This is a genomic window from Bifidobacterium olomucense, assembly GCF_012932375.1.
GTDB lineage: Bacteria > Actinomycetota > Actinomycetes > Actinomycetales > Bifidobacteriaceae > Bifidobacterium > Bifidobacterium olomucense.
On record NZ_JAAIIG010000003.1, the window covers coordinates 306,824 to 322,027 of the forward strand.

Below are 15,204 nucleotides of genomic sequence, written 5' to 3' on the forward strand. Positions count from 1 at the left end.
GGAATAGGCAAGAACATGGTTACGATAAAAGATGTAGCAAAGGAAGCTGGCGTATCTGCTTCTACCGTTTCTTATTATCTCAAGGGAGGCGAATCGGTATCCTCCCACACAGCTAGGAAGATTCGCACAGCAGTTAAGAAACTAGGATATACGAGGAACACCTCTGCACAGTCTTTGCGCTATGGAAAAACCTATGCGATTTCCATAGGAGTACACGAGTTGGACATTCCCTACTTCTTCTCAAAGTTTAATTCAGTGGCTATTCCGATTGTGGAAGAAAAGGGATATCGAGGCAATGTTTTCCAAACCGGCATCAAGGCTTCGAGCGTCGAAAAGGCACTAAGACGTATTTCGGATCAACCATGCGATGGTCTCATTTTAGGATCGACGAAGTTACCAGTACGTCGAATTATTGAGATAAGCAAAAATAAACCCACCGTTCTGCTCGACGACTGTTCTCGGGAACCAATATTGGATACCGTGAATACAGCAAACAGTGAGGGCGCTTATGTTGCGGTAAGCCATCTTATTGGATTAGGTTGCTCCAACATAGCTATGATAGGCGTTGACCTCCGAAAAACAGCTCACGAAGACAGCGATCCAACAATACAATCATTACGATGCATGGGTGCTATGAAGGCCTTACGCGAGTCCGGATTACCAGTCTATGAGAGTCTCATCATCAACAGCAGGAATTTATCTGTGGATGAAGGCTTGTCTGCCGCACATCGCTTAGTTAAGGCGCATGTACCATTCGACGGCTTGTTTTGCGCATCCGATGCAGTGGCGTTTGGCGCCATACGCGGATTGGTCGATTGTGGATACAGCGTGCCCGCTGATGTGAAGGTTATTGGAATGGATGGCATATCGCTGAATCCATACGCTATCCCATCTATCAGTTCCGTTGAAATAGATATGCATGATTTTGCAGAAAAAACAGTCGACATGCTTATCAGTAGAATTTCAGGGGAATACCAAGGGCCAGCTCGCAGAGTTAACGCTCGATATAGTCTTGTAGAGAGGGAATCCACGCAAACAGCTGGACGATGAGGTACGCAACAATCGTCGACTGTTTTCCTTCCGCGTAATCTAATCCCGAACTTCAGGAATTCTTACTGTCGTCATATGCACTTCCAGCATAGGCTGATTTCATATGACGTTCAGATATACGCTGCAGCTGTCATAGCGGACAATTGCTGTATGTCCACGATGAAGATGGAGCATCAAAGCAGAACGACAACATCATTTGCACGACGCAGCTATATGAACTCACACACAGTAATCAAAAGACTTAAAGGACACTTCTATGAGCAAGGCTCCTGATCATATTCTTTTTGGTGCCGCCTATTACGACGAGTACATGCCCGAGGACCGTTTGAACAAGGACATCGCGCTGATGAGGGCCGCGCACATCAACACCGTGCGCATCGCCGAATCCACGTGGAGCACGATGGAGCCCCAGCCCGGCGTATTCGACTTCTCCCACATCGACCGCGTGCTCGACGCGATGGGCGCGGCCGGCATCGACGTGATCATCGGCACACCGACCTACGCGTTCCCGTCCTGGCTGTCCAACATGTATCCGGACGTGCTGGAGACCACGCACAAGGGCAAGGCCGTCTACGGCGGCCGCCAGATCATGAACATCGCGGACGCCTCGTTCCTGTTCTACGCCGAGCGCGCCATCCGCAGGCTCATCGCCCACGTGGCCGGCCACAAGGCCGTCATCGGCTACCAGGTCGACAACGAGTGCAAGTACTACGACGTGGTGTCCAACAACGTGCAGAAGCTGTTCGTCAAGCACCTGCGCGAGAAATTCCACGACGACCTCGACGCCATGAACCTGGCCTACGGGCTCGACTACTGGTCCAACCGCATCAACTCGTGGGACGACTTCCCGGACGTGTCCGGCGCCACCGGCACGATCAACGGCTCGCTGGGCTCGGAGTTCGACACCTTCCGCCGCAAGCTCGTCACCGACTACATCGGCTGGCAGGCGGACATCGTGCGCGAGTACGCGCGCCCCGACCAGTGGGTCACCCACAACTACGACCTCGAATGGCGCGTCTACTCCTACGGCCTGCAGCCGTGGGCCGACGACTACGAGACCTCCAGGCACCTCGACATCGCCGGCGTGGACATCTACCATCCGGGCGAATCGCACCTGACCGGCCGCGAGATCGGCATGGGCGGCGACCTGACCCGCTCCTTCAAGGGCGGCCGGAACTGGCTGCTCATCGAAACCCAGGCCCAGGGCCAGAACGGCTGGCTCCCCTACCCTGGCCAGCTGCGCCTGCAGGCATACTCGCACCTCGCCAACGGCGCGGACTCGGTGATGTACTGGCACTGGCACTCCATCCACAACTCGTTCGAGACCTACTGGAAGGGCCTGCTGAGCCACGACTTCGAGCCGAACCCCACCTATGAGGAGGCCGGCGTCTTCGGCGGTGAGATCGAGCGCGTCGGCTCGCACCTGGTGAACCTGAAGAAGCGCAACAAGGTCGCCATCATGATGAGCAACAAGACGTTGACCGCGCTCACCCGCTTCACCATCGAGACCGGCTTCCCGGACCCGGACCCGTACGACGAGGGCGTCTCCGGCCTGACCACGTACAACGACGTGATGCGCTGGCTGTACGACGCGCTCTTCGACCTCAACATCGAAGCCGACTTCGTGCCGTACACCGCCTCCGAGCAGACCCTGGAGCAGTACAAGCTGCTGATCACCCCTGCCCTGTACGTGGCGGACGAGGAGCTGATCGCCCGCATCCGCACGTACGTGGAGCACGGCGGCAACGTGCTCGCCACGTTCAGGTCGTTCGTCGCCGACGACAACGTGAAGGTCTACCACGACCGCCAGCCGCACAACCTCACCGACGTGTTCGGCGTGAGCTACAACCAGTTCACCAACGACATGACCGACGTGGAACTGGCGTTCAGGGGCACGCTCGAAGGCACGCCGACCGTGCAGCCGCAGCACTTCCTGGAACTGCTCAAGCCTGCCGAAGGCACCGAGGTGCTCGCCGACTACGGTGATTCGGTCTGGGGCAAGGCCGGTTACGCGGCGATCACCCGCAGCGAGTTCGGCCAAGGCTCCGCCGAATGGATCGGCACGATGACCTCCACCGAGGAAATCAAGCCGGTACTGCTCGAGGCCGCCCGCAACGCCGGCGTGGTCGACTGGTCCACCGACGAGTTCGCCGGCACCACCGTGCGCGTGCGCCGCGGCGTGAACCAAGCAGGCAAGCCGGTGACCTACTTCCTGAACTACTCCGGCAAGGAAGCGGCCTTCAAGGCGCCGGTCGCCGGCACCGACCTGCTCGCCGGCAAGCCGGTGGCCGCCGGCGACACGCTCACCATCCCCGCCTGGGGCGTCCTCATCATCGAGGAATGAGAAATATACAATATTGTAGATTCGTTCTGATAGAGGCCCCGGCAAAAAATTGAACCGCACCCCGATTGTTGGACTGAAGTAATTCAGGTTCGATGATCGGAGGTGCGGTTTCTCATGTCTGGGGATCGCAGGCGTCGTTACAGTGATGATTTCATGCGGGTCGTTGCCGACCCGATTTCGGCAGGGTGTGGGGAGTCGTTCCCTTGCCGCGCGGCTTAGCGTGCCGCGGAAGACCGCGGAAAAATGGGTGTTGTTGTACCGGATCGGCGGGAAGGCGGCGCTCATGGGAGAACACAAGGGCAACAAGGCCTACGACTACGAGACCAAGCTCGCGGCGGCGCGGGACCATGTGGAGCGCGGCCTGACGAAGGCGGAGGTCATGGCCCGGTACGGGATCGCGAGCATCACGGCGCTGGAACGCTGGTGCTTGGAGTACCGTACGGGAGGTCCGGAAGCGTTGCGTCCGAAGCCGAAGGGCAGGCCGAGAGGCGCGAAGTCCAAACCGAAATCGGCTCCAGACCGTGAGCGGGAATTGGAGGAGGAGGAGAACGCGTACCTCAAGGCAAAGGTCGTGTATCTGGGAAAAGTCAACGCCCTGCTGGCGGAGAGATCGGCAACCGGGACAGAACGGCGATCGTCTCGACGCTGGCGGGGCTCGGCCATCCGCTCCGGTGCCTGCTGAGGGCGGCGGGGCTCGCGAGAAGCACGTACTGCTATCTTCTGTCCCATCCCGGACGGGTGACCCCCGGCCGGACATCGAGCCGATGGTCGCCGAGGTCTTCCATCGCACGCCCAACGGGTGCAGCCACCGGCAGATCCGCATGTGCCTCGTATGCGAGTTCGGCGTGCGGGTGAGCCACAGGAGCGTGCTGAAGGTAATGCGCCGCATGAACCTTGAATGCCGGATACGTCGGCCGAACCCGTACCGGGGATACAGCTGCAAGGGCGACACGGGTGCCAGGGTGCCGAACCTGCTGGAACGCGACTTCTCGGCCGACAGACCCTGGATGGAGCCGGGCACGGACGTCACCGAGTTCAGGATCGTGGGAGGCAAGGCGTATCTCGCGCCCGTATACGACACGGGATCCAAGGAGATCGTCGCATGGGACGTCAGCCGACATCCGACCTCGCCCAGCAGCGACGCCTGCTCGACATGCTCGCTAAACGCCTACCCGAGGGCGCGAATCCCGTTCTTCACTCCGACATGGGTTGGCACAATACCAGCACGACTGGTGGAGAAGCCGCCTGACGGAGTTGAACATCCGCCAGTCCATGAGCAGGAAGGGCAACTGAATCGACAACGCCGCCACCGAGCAGGTGTTCGGCCATCTCAAGGACGAGTTCTACACCGGCCGCGAGTTCACTTCCTTCGAGGAATTCAAGGCCGGATTGGACGCGTACATCGTCCATTGGAACACCAAACGAAGGCAGGAACGACTTGAGGGACACACCCCGGAGGAGTTCCGGAGCATGTCCCTCACAGCCTGATCAGGTACCCTGAATAAACCACGTCCAACTTTCGGGGCGCAGTTCATTCTTCGGCGGGTTGGCGGAATTGGACCGATGCCGGTGTTTTTCGGAAAATGGGCCGGTGTTGTCAGTTCCATCCTCCGACGAGTTCGAGGCAGCAGTGGCCCGTCACCGGGCGTCCCCGGTAGGTGCCGACCACTTGGCTCGCGCCTTCGTATTTGCGGCCGGAGGGGTTCGGCGAGGCGATTTCCTGTTCGTCCATGATGGACGTGACGGTGAGTTTCGCTTCCCATTCGGGGATGGAGACGGTCCATCCGGTCGGATATTTCATGCCTGTCGTGGGACTTTCCCACACGTTGAAGGAGTCGTCGACCATCGGATCCACGCCGGCGGAAGATTGGGTGCCGTCCTCGTGCAGGACGCTGGCCCAGCAATGTTCGCTGCCGGTGGCCAGTTCGGTTACACCCCATAGGCTGATCACGTCGGGATCGTTGTCGAAGCAGAGGTTCATCCACAGCCATTTGCAGTTGTAGCCGTCCTTGAGGCTTCTGCCTTTGGGCATGCCGGCGAACTGACGGTCCATCCACACCATTCCCTCCACCTCGTGGCGCTGGCCGTCGAGAGTGATAACGCCTTTGGCCGCCATGTGCGGGAACGAGTATTGGTAGTTGGGTACCCCGGCGATCTGGAAGTAGCCGGTGCCGAGACTGTAGAGCGGGTATCCGGTGCCGTGCAGGTCGAGGTAGATGGATCCGTCCGGCATGGCCGATGCGATGCGCATGTTGTCGAGGTCGCCTTCGATGACGTCCTTGTCGGTGTGGATGTGCAGTCCCTGGCCTGCGACCTGTCCTCGCCTGACCTTGTAAAAACGGTCTTCGTGACGGTAGATGCGTCCGGTCTCATCGGTGATGGACAGCACACTGTTGATCATGCGCACCGGCAGGTATTTGGAGAGCTGCAGGACGCTGACGTGGTACATGAAGTCAAGGGTGTGTCCGTCCGCCTCGAAATGACCGACCCAGAACCATGAGTTGCCGGCTTTGTCGGTGCGTATGAATGTGTCTTGGATGGGATCCACCAGCGGTTCGGTGCCGTGGTGGAAGGTGCGGATGTTGCGGGTCAGCGAGTTGTTCGTGGTGTTCATCATGTCTCGTTTCGTTTTGGTTCCGTGTTGTCTGTTGATGCGTTGTCGTTTCGGTCACTGTCCGACGAGAGTCCGTTTCGTCGTGCCTCGGTGCGTTCGAGTCACCAGAAGCGCCGTGACGAGGGCGGCCGCGAGGATGACCGCGATGGCGGCGAATGCCAGCGTCGAGCCGAGTATGGATTGCGCGTGTCCGGTGGCGGTGGGCGCGAGGGTGGTGGACAGTGCGGAGATGGATACGATGAGGGCTGTGCCCATCGAGGAGGCGATCTGTCCGACGGTGTTGGTGACGCTTTGCGCGTGTCCGATGTTTTCGTTGTCGAGCGCGTTGATGCCCCAGGTGTTCACCGGGGTCATGGCGAACATGAGTCCCGCGTAGAGCACGGTGTAGGCGCATGCCGTGAGGATGACCGAGGCGTCCGCGCCGAGCAGAGCCATGAGCACGCCGCCGATGGTCATGACCGTCAGGCCGGGCAGGGCGACCTTGCGGATGCCGTATTTGTCGAACATGCGGCCCGAGACGATGCCGCAGCATGCGCCGATGAGGGCGCCGGGGAGCATGGCGAGCCCACTGGCGGTGGCGGATGCGCCGAGCACGGCCTGGATGAACATCGGCACCATGACGTTGCATCCCATGAGGGCAGCCTGCATGCATGCCACGATGATCACCGAATGCGCGTAGGTGCGGTTGTCGAGGATGCCGACGCGCAGCATCGGTTCCTTCGCCTTGAGCTGTCGGCGTACGAACACGGCGACGAGCAGTACGCCGATGACGATCAGCGCGACGGTGAGCGCCATGTTGCCGGTGGATGTGAACGTGGACAGTCCGTACAGCAGGCATGCCAGGCCGACCGAGGAGAGCAGCACGGAGACGGGGTCGAACGCGCCCGGCTGGAATCCGTCGAAGTTGCGCAGGTAGACGGCGGCCAATGCGATGACGATCAGCGAGACTGCCGCCATGATGACGAACAGCGTGCGCCAGCCGAACGAGTCGATGATCACGCCGGAGATGGACGGGCCGAGCGCCGGGGCGAAGCCGACGACCAGTCCGGTGATGCCCATCGCCGTTCCTCGGCTTTCCTTGGGGAACACGAGCAGGATCACCGCGGTGACCATCGGCATGATGGCGCCGGTGCACAGGGCCTGCAACACACGGCCGACCATGAGCAGGGGGAAGGTCGGTGCGAACGCGGCGACGAGACTGCCGGCCGCGAACAATGAGATGCAGCCGATGAACAGCCTGCGGGTGGAGAAGCGTCCCATGAGGAACGCGGCGAGCGGGATGACTATCGCCTCGACCAGCGAATAGCCGCTGGACAGCCACTGCACGGTGGTGGAGTCCACGCCGAGGTCCTTCATGATGGACGGCAACGCCGGCGTGACCACCGACATGTTGAGCACGGCCAGCAACGTGCCCATGAGCAGCACGATGACCATGATCCATTGTTTCCTGTTGATGCCAAGTTTCACAATAACACTCCGATAAACAATAGTTGTTGATTATTCAACGAGCATCAATTATCATCGAAACGCAGCGGATGACAACCACCGATATGCGACATTTCTCGCTTATTCGACGATTCGCCTGAATCGTCGAACAATCCACGGCTTATGGGACGGAGCGGGAATGACGCTACCGGCAGAACGAAAGGAGCATGGTGACCGATCTGCGCATCGTCAAAACCCGCAAGGCAATCCGCGAGGCGTTCCTGCACCTACGGGCATCAGGAGTTCCGGTCTCGAAGGTCAAGGTCAAGGACATCTGCGACCTTGCGCTCGTCAACCCGAGCACGTTCTACAAGCATTACCTCGACGTATACGACCTCAACGACAATCTCGAGGACGAGACCATCGACGCGATGCTGGAGCATTACCCCGACAAGGACAAGATCCTGTCCGATCCACCCGCATTCCTCAATGGCTGGAGACCGGCCATCGACAGCCAGATCGACGATCTGCGCGTCCTGTTCGCAGGCCGCCCCGAAGCCATGTTCCGCAAAATCGAATCGACGCTCGTCGAACGTTACTCCGCCCGAGCAGCGAACGAGCGCGAGCGCATCGCCGCCGTCTTCTCCATCGCCGGGGCCCTCCACTCGCTTGGCCTGCTCAAGCTGGAAGGCGGACAAAGCGACGACGAGATCATCGCGGCGGTCGTCGAAAACCTCAACGCCATCGCCGCTCGGATCCCCGACGGACGATAACGAACACCCCCTATACGAATCAACGGCATCATCACACGGATACTCTTTAATCATCTAGTCGATCATCATGGAACAGATAACAGAACGTCATCCCATCCCCTCGTCGGCATCGCGATTCGCCGCATCGATACTGACCGCGTTGGTCTTCGTCGTCGCGCTGAATCTGCGAGCCCCGCTCACATCCGTCGGCCCGCTGCTGCCATGGATAGGGGCGTCCGAACATCTCAACGCGACGATGTAGGGTCTGCTCGGCTTGTTGCCTATCCTCGCGTTCGCCGCCGTCTCCCCGATGGCGCACCGGGCCGCCGGACGCATCGGCATCGAATGCACCGTGCTGGCCGCGATGGTGTTCCTGACGCTCGGCATTGTGATCCGTTCGGCATGCGGCACCATCGGACCGTGGGCCGGCACGTTCGTCATCGGTTGCTCGATCGCGGTGGGCAACGTTCTGGTGCCGGCCATAGTCAAACGCGATTACCCCGGTCACGCATCACTTGCCACCGGCATGTACTCCGCATACATGACCGGCATGGCCGCGTTCGCCTCGGCCGTGACATTGCCCCTGTCCGATGCAATCGGGTGGCGGGGCACGCTCGGCATCTGGGCCATTCCCGCCGGAATCGTCACGCTGCTGTAGCTGTGGCGTTCACGGGCGAATGCGCGAAGGACGACCCCGGCTGCGAAGACCGCCGCCGATGCGCAGCCCCGCAGCCGACGGAGTACGGCATCGGAGACCCGACTCCGAGTCTCCATGTGGAAAAGGTCGGAGGCATGGGCCGTCACCCTGTTCATGGGGCTGCAATCCGTGAACTATTACGTGTGCGTCACCTGGCTGCCCACCATCGAGGTCCCCTTCGGCGTGCCCGCCGACCGGACCGGCTGGCATCTGGCGGTCTTCCAGCTCGTCGGCATCGTCATGGGACTGCTCATCCCCGTGCTGCTGAAGGGCGACAGCCAGGTCGCCGCCGTTGTCGTCGCCAGCGTGCTATTGGCCATCGGCGCGCTCGGACTGGCATTCGCGCCGCGGCTTGATCTGCTGTGGATCATCGTCACCAGCATCGGCTCGGGATGCTCTCTGGTCGTGGCGCTCTCATTGATCGGATTGAAGACCTCGACCACCGAGGAGACGACGCAACTGTCGGGCATGGCTCAATGCGTCGGATACCTGCTCGCCGCGGTCGGTCCCATGTCGGCCGGAACGATCTACGACATCACCTCGGGATGGCGGACGGTGCTCATCATGCTGACCATACTGGCCGTCGCACAGACCGCCATCGGCATCATCATCGGACGGAATACGGAAGTGGGGCGATGACCATGCTCGGCGAAACAACCCACGACGCAATGGTACTAGCCCGGTCGGTGGGCTACTATCGCAATCGGCGGCTAATCCTTGCCGACGTGAACCTCACCATTGCCACCGGCGGACGATGGGTGCTGTTCGGACCGAACGGAGTGGGAAAATCCACACTGCTGGAAATGATCGCGATGCGCACCTACCCCAACGTCGGCGGACTGCGCGTCTTCGGGGACCGAACAGTCGCGGGCTCGGACCCGGAGCGCCGTCGCACCCGCATAGCCATCGTCTCTGCGGCGTTCGGGCACAACATCGGGTCGGGAATGAACCCGCTCACGGTCGTCGCCTCGGGGATTCCACGAGGAACGAAGGATTCGTCCGACGAGGCATACGAGAAGGCGTACGCGATGATGCGCCGACTCGGCATCGCATATCTGACCGGCAAACAGTGGCGCAACCTGTCCGAAGGCGAGCGCACGAGGGTGATGATCTCCCGCGCGCTCGTCTCGCCGGCGGATCTCCTGATCTTCGATGAACCGACCACCGGCCTTGATCTGGGTGGCCGTGAAACGGTGTTGCGAGAACTGTCGGCGCTGGCCTCGCGAGGGGACGAGCGCACGATGCTACTCGTCACGCATCAGGTGGAGGACATCCCCGCCGGATTCGACCATATCGCGATGATGGGCCGAATGATGGAACACGAGTGCATGACATACCTCGACACGCATCCGCGCATCTACGCCACACTTGACGGCAACACGACACCGGGAACCATCACGTTCACCGGACCACTTGACGAAGGACTTACCGACGAACGTCTCGAATCGATGTTCGGCGTCCCGCTACACGTAGAGCGAACCGGGCAGCGATGGAGGGCCTCGCACCGGCTGCGTTTCGCATGAGCGGTCCGAATGAATGCCTCGTCGCCGGTTCCAGTGCTCCTCAGTCGTTCCGTCTCATTTGACTGGGGAACACTGGTGCCGTTGTGGACACAACCGGGACACAATGGCCGCGGAGAACAGCGAAATCGACGGCAATTAACGAATCTCGTGAGCGTCACCAGAACGGCTTCATTGCAACGAAAACACAACTGACGAAGCTTGCAGAAATCAACGAATCAACCCTTCAAACCAGCAAGGGGTTACTCAGTCATTCCAAATAACGGATCAGAATCATACAAAGGAGCTTATTGGAAAAATCCATAACAAAGCGCGAAAAACACCATGGCGAATACCTATGGCGGCAACCAGTGATGCAGCTCGAAATCGCAAGAAAATATACAGAGAACAAGCTGATAATTAACGCCGCACTCTCCCATGTTGTATTCTGGTGCGGTTCTCCCAAGTTGGCTGACTTGAGCGGGCCATTGATGACCTGTACATATTATCGGGAGGACGATGATGAACAAGAAGACTGCATCATTCGAGCTCACATGTCTGATTTGCGGCAAGGCAATTAGTCTTCTTGACGCGGATTTATTTGCCGAAGATTCGAACGATAGAAGCTTCTTGCCCAATGGCGCCATGGAGCTATGCTCATACGGACATTACGGCACTACATTTTTCGACCCCTGTGACGGTACACAAGTTGCCGCTCTCATCTGCGATGAGTGTATGGAAGAACGCAGCAGCCGACTTCTCTATGTCAACAAACAACGTCAACTCAAACCATTCAACATCGCAATGAAAGAACTTGAGGAACGATGAAAGGCCGAGAAAGCTGAGCGCGAAGCAAATCCTATGTCCCCTCGCTGTTCCCCAGAAGAATTGCCGGTGGACGAGGACGGTTATCCGATTATCAACGAGGAATTCTTCCGCACAATAATCCCGGAGGAGCCATCAACAGACAATTAACCGATAACCTCTCACCCACATAATCGACACCATCCAAACAACGTCAGGAGCAATCATGACTAATGGATTCACCACACCCTTCTACTAGGCAACTATTGCCTAGTTTGAAAGGAACATCACCATGTCTCGAACATGGAAGGACCGACCATACCGAATCATGGAGGCCGAGGCCAAGCGAGCAGGATATACGCACAACAGATACTGGCTACTCCCCTATAGCGCATCGCGAGAACCTGCACCTGATGTAACGTCATATGCTTATGCCACCAGACATAACGCACATATCCCCGCACGTCGCATACGAGACTATCGCTGGATTGAGGATGATTGGATTCCCGATTACGGAGCCAGCCACCGCGTTCGCGAAGCACTCAATGCCGCAACTATCGCAGCCAATAACGGCTACGATATACGCGACTGGGACGACCCCATCGCATATCAAAGACGCCGACGCTGGATTATTGGGGCATGATCAATAACTGTGTTGCGCTCGCAACAAGTCGTTTGCGAGCACAACACTAAGATCATTGCTTCAAGCACTGTGTATTGACACATTTATTTACCTTTTCACTGCATAATGGGGAGTGTGATGATGACAGGCCAGCAACAAGCATCGCAATTTAGTATTTCTCTCACCGATGAACAATATGCGCTCATCGCGCACGCCGCTTCATTGACCGGCTTGACGCTCTCCCACTGGGCCACACAACATCTTATTGATGCAGCATGCTACGAAATCAACAAAGAAACAACCTTACAATTAGACTCCGCATCATTCGACATTTTCATAGCAGCACTGGAAGCCCCTACATCCGATGCGGCCAAAGAACTGGTGGCAAGGAATCCACAATGGGCTTGAGGTTCCTTCCCTATTTCAAATGTTTAACGAGTATTTCTTAAGTTGTACTAGTATGCATCATTGCCAGAATCCATGCCGTCCAATTTGAGAGAGGAAAGATATTCATGCTTATCGCATCATGTATTTTTGCCGTACTTGCAGGTTTGCTACATGCTTTGATTTTCGTTCTGGAGTCATTTCGATGGACTGAACCGAATACCATGAAAACTTTCTCCATCTCCTCAGTCGAAGAAGCCGAAGCGACCAAGGAGATGGCCTACAACCAAGGGTTTTACAACTTGTTCCTCGGCATTATGGCTGCCGCTGGTGCAGTAATCACTCTGCTCGGCCAGCAGTCTCAACAGACCGTTGGCATCACACTGATGGCAGCCGGCACAGCATCAATGGTGCTCGCCGCACTGGTACTGTTCACCGGCAGTCCGGACAAGCGCGCAGCCGCCGTCAAACAGTTCACTCTGCCCGCGCTTTCCCTAGTCTTCCTCATTATCTCTGCTCTTCTGTAATCGCGACAACAGGCAACATCACTGACATGAACCGGGATTAGCATCGGGCGCAATATCCGAACATCATCCAGACAACGGAGGAGTTGCACCATGGAGATGCTCACCGTAGGACCAAAAGACATCTATCAGTTCGCCACAGTCAAGGAGTTCGCTGAAGCATTCGAACTTGGCCCGAGCGACCTGGTGGTCAGCATCGGCATGATTCATGACGCTTTTCTGAAGCCGTATCTCAATGGCGCAAACGTGTTGCTGGTGGATAAGTACGGCAATCAGGAACCTACCGATGTAATGATCGACGAGATCATCCAGGACGCTGGTCAGTTCGACTACAACCGCATCGTCGCCATCGGCGGCGGCGCGGCCGTGCACGCGCTGAGCTACCAGCTGGGCGGCAAGTATCATGTGCCGCACGGCGAATCGAACTATGCGATGTTCACCGGCGTGCTGCGCAATTATATGGAGATCAAGTCGGATGGTGAAATCGCAAAGCTAAACGCCGTGCTCGCCGATTTACTTGACTGCGATGTGGTTAACGTGTACGACGAGCTGGAAGCACTCATCAACCAGTTGTTGCCGAAGAAGGCACTGCATGAGTATGGCGTAACGCGCGGGGATCTGCCGGAGTTCACCGAGCGCGTGATGACCACACAGGAGCGACTGATGCGCAACAATTTCGTACCGCTCGACGCCGCCCGCGTGCGTAAGATTTTTGAAGAGTTGTACTAAAGCCTAGCAACGATAGTAGTGCGCGAAGAGACTCCAGCAGATTATCTGCTATTTACCTGCAGGAGCCTCTCCCCAAAAAAACGATGAGGCTCTTGCGAACACCGAAGTTCGCAAGAGCCTCACTCAACCATTAATGAGAATGGTTATCAACATACCTTCCACATCTGCTGAGTGATACAATAGAACAAGCGTTCGAGCCGTTTTTTCTTGATATTTCAACGTTTTAGGGACTATCGGTATACCATTGATAGACCATTAGCAACGAAACGTTTGTTGGCGAATGTTGGCGAATGGAGGTCCTACGATGCCACGACAGAAGCGGAACGGTGCCATATACCCCATCAAGCAGACCTATCGCAAGCTGCTCAGCGACGGCAAGGAGAGGCAGTACGTGCGGTGGAAGGCCAAGGTCGGCGACACGTGGGTGAGCGGCAAAACATACGAGGAATGCGATGAGAAAATCAAACAGGCGCTGCGCAACCGCAACGAGTGGGGCGTGAGTCTGGACCGCAGCATAAGTTTGGGCGAATACGCGGATCAATGGTTCGAGATGAAGAAGCGCACCATCGACCCGAACAGCATCGATTTGTATAAATCCCTGATGAAAAGGCATCTGGCCAAATACCGGGACACCCCGTTGGCCGACGTGACCCCCTCCATGTTGCAGAGGCTTTTGTCGAACATGCGCAACATCGACGGGACCGAGTCCTCGCTCAGCCGCAGACAGTCCATGTACAACGTGTTAAGGCAGATATTCCAAGCCGCCACGGCCGATAGGATAATCCCCACGAATCCGGTCACCACTGCCATCAGGCCGAAGCAGAGGGACGAGAAGCTTTCAGTCAAGGGCAGGAGGAGGGCGGCATTGCCGTCCCCCGACGACTCCGCGAAGAAGGATGGCCGCACAGGAGTCCAGAATCGTCAGGCGTACACCCCCGAAGAGATGATGCGCATGCTTCAGGCTTCGACCGATGACATCTTCACCGGCGCACGGCAATGGTGGCGACTGTTGACCGGCATGCGTCAGGGCGAGGTGTTGGGCATCACGTTGGATGATCTGGAACTGTGGGAGAAGCCCGGCGCGAACGGCGTATACGTGGGACAGTACACGGTGAACTGGCAGTTGTCCGAACTGAACAGGATGCATGGCTGCGGGGAGTCTGACGGACGCGGCGTCTATCCGTGCGGGCAGAAGCGTCCCATGCTATGCCCGGACGCGCAATGGGTGGTGCCGGATGATTTCGATATGATTCACTTGTATAAGAGGTTCGCGTTGACGCCTCCGAAAGCGCAGCGCGGCAGCGTGAAGCCGTTGATTCCCGAACTGGGTACGGTCATACACCGTTATCTTGAAGCGACGAAAGACGTACCCAACCCATATGGGCTGCTGTTCCGTACGGAGAAGGGCCTGCCCATAGACGCGAACGATGACCGCAGGGGTTTCCGCGAACTGATGCGCAAGGCCGACATTCCTGATTATCAGCACCGGTATGTGCATGAGTGCCGCAACTCGGTAGCGTCCCTGTTGTTCAAGATGGGCGTTGACCCCGGCATCATCCAAAGGATTCTCGGCCACTCCTCCATAGAGATGAGCGAGCATTACCGTACCGTGCCGATCGAAGACCTGCTGTCAGGTATGGAGACGATTGGTGAGAAACTGGATTTGAAGCAGATCGAGTGGCGTGATACGACAAAGGCCCCCGCAGGGGCCTAGGAAACCTTTCCCGCTACTCGGCGGGTAGGCTAACCGGCATCGTCCT

14 protein-coding genes and 2 pseudogenes are annotated in these 15,204 nt (G+C 57.9%); 14 read left to right on the forward strand and 2 right to left on the reverse strand.

Features of this window, described 5'->3' with window-relative positions; translation table 11 throughout:
- The first annotated feature begins 15 nt into the window (after window positions 1-15).
- The 4 genes and pseudogenes from G1C97_RS05080 to G1C97_RS05095 all read left to right on the forward strand — a co-directional run bounded on the left by G1C97_RS05080 (window position 16) and on the right by G1C97_RS05095 (window position 4,882).
- The gene (locus G1C97_RS05080) at window positions 16-1,050 is read left to right on the forward strand and encodes a LacI family DNA-binding transcriptional regulator (RefSeq protein WP_169240821.1); all 1,035 of its coding nucleotides are present in this window, start codon (window positions 16-18) and stop codon (window positions 1,048-1,050) included.
- Window positions 1,051-1,306: 256 nt separating this feature from the next.
- Entirely contained in the window at window positions 1,307-3,394 is a 2,088-nt protein-coding gene (locus G1C97_RS05085; RefSeq protein ID WP_169240822.1) for a beta-galactosidase, read from the forward strand.
- A gap of 114 nt (window positions 3,395-3,508) precedes the next feature.
- Window positions 3,509-4,076: pseudogene (locus G1C97_RS05090) on the forward strand (helix-turn-helix domain-containing protein).
- A pseudogene (locus G1C97_RS05095) lies at window positions 4,028-4,882 on the forward strand (IS3 family transposase). The pseudogenes G1C97_RS05090 and G1C97_RS05095 overlap by 49 nt, the downstream one beginning before the upstream one ends.
- A 109-nt stretch (window positions 4,883-4,991) precedes the next feature.
- On the opposite strand, the gene G1C97_RS05100 reads toward G1C97_RS05095, so the two are convergent.
- Both G1C97_RS05100 and G1C97_RS05105 read right to left on the reverse strand, forming a co-directional pair.
- Window positions 4,992-6,011 (reverse strand): lipocalin family protein, encoded by a 1,020-nt coding sequence (locus tag G1C97_RS05100; protein ID WP_169240823.1) that lies wholly within the window; start codon window positions 6,009-6,011, stop codon window positions 4,992-4,994.
- A gap of 51 nt (window positions 6,012-6,062) precedes the next feature.
- Complete coding sequence (locus tag G1C97_RS05105; protein WP_169240824.1) at window positions 6,063-7,475, reverse strand: DHA2 family efflux MFS transporter permease subunit; 1,413 nt, start codon at window positions 7,473-7,475, stop codon at window positions 6,063-6,065.
- Window positions 7,476-7,660: 185 nt separating this feature from the next.
- Between G1C97_RS05105 and G1C97_RS05110 the strand changes: the two genes are divergently transcribed.
- The 10 genes from G1C97_RS05110 to G1C97_RS05155 all read left to right on the forward strand — a co-directional run bounded on the left by G1C97_RS05110 (window position 7,661) and on the right by G1C97_RS05155 (window position 15,158).
- Window positions 7,661-8,206 (forward strand): TetR/AcrR family transcriptional regulator, encoded by a 546-nt coding sequence (locus tag G1C97_RS05110; RefSeq protein ID WP_169240825.1) that lies wholly within the window; start codon window positions 7,661-7,663, stop codon window positions 8,204-8,206.
- A 67-nt stretch (window positions 8,207-8,273) separates the two neighbouring features.
- The gene (locus tag G1C97_RS05115) at window positions 8,274-8,447 is read left to right on the forward strand and encodes a hypothetical protein (protein ID WP_165777283.1); all 174 of its coding nucleotides are present in this window, start codon (window positions 8,274-8,276) and stop codon (window positions 8,445-8,447) included.
- A gap of 12 nt (window positions 8,448-8,459) precedes the next feature.
- Window positions 8,460-8,843: an MFS transporter gene (locus tag G1C97_RS05120; protein WP_169240826.1), complete on the forward strand. Its 384-nt coding sequence runs from the start codon at window positions 8,460-8,462 to the stop codon at window positions 8,841-8,843.
- Complete coding sequence (locus G1C97_RS05125) at window positions 8,844-9,521, forward strand: MFS transporter (protein ID WP_335341335.1); 678 nt, start codon at window positions 8,844-8,846, stop codon at window positions 9,519-9,521.
- Between the two features lie 2 nt (window positions 9,522-9,523).
- Window positions 9,524-10,405, forward strand: coding sequence for an ABC transporter ATP-binding protein (locus G1C97_RS05130; RefSeq protein ID WP_169240828.1), 882 nt, complete (start codon window positions 9,524-9,526; stop codon window positions 10,403-10,405).
- 495 nt (window positions 10,406-10,900) lie between these two features.
- Window positions 10,901-11,209: a hypothetical protein gene (locus tag G1C97_RS05135; RefSeq protein WP_169240829.1), complete on the forward strand. Its 309-nt coding sequence runs from the start codon at window positions 10,901-10,903 to the stop codon at window positions 11,207-11,209.
- A gap of 736 nt (window positions 11,210-11,945) precedes the next feature.
- A complete protein-coding gene (locus G1C97_RS05140; protein ID WP_169240830.1) occupies window positions 11,946-12,215 on the forward strand; it encodes a type II toxin-antitoxin system TacA family antitoxin in 270 nt (89 codons plus the stop codon).
- Window positions 12,216-12,319: 104 nt separating this feature from the next.
- Window positions 12,320-12,718 (forward strand): DUF1304 domain-containing protein, encoded by a 399-nt coding sequence (locus tag G1C97_RS05145; protein WP_169240831.1) that lies wholly within the window; start codon window positions 12,320-12,322, stop codon window positions 12,716-12,718.
- 90 nt (window positions 12,719-12,808) lie between these two features.
- Complete coding sequence (locus G1C97_RS05150; RefSeq protein ID WP_169240832.1) at window positions 12,809-13,444, forward strand: dehydroquinate synthase/iron-containing alcohol dehydrogenase family protein; 636 nt, start codon at window positions 12,809-12,811, stop codon at window positions 13,442-13,444.
- Between the two features lie 304 nt (window positions 13,445-13,748).
- Window positions 13,749-15,158 carry a tyrosine-type recombinase/integrase gene (locus G1C97_RS05155; protein ID WP_169240833.1) on the forward strand — a complete coding sequence of 470 codons (1,410 nt, stop codon included), beginning with the start codon at window positions 13,749-13,751 and terminating at the stop codon, window positions 15,156-15,158.
- Window positions 15,159-15,204: the final 46 nt, after the last annotated feature.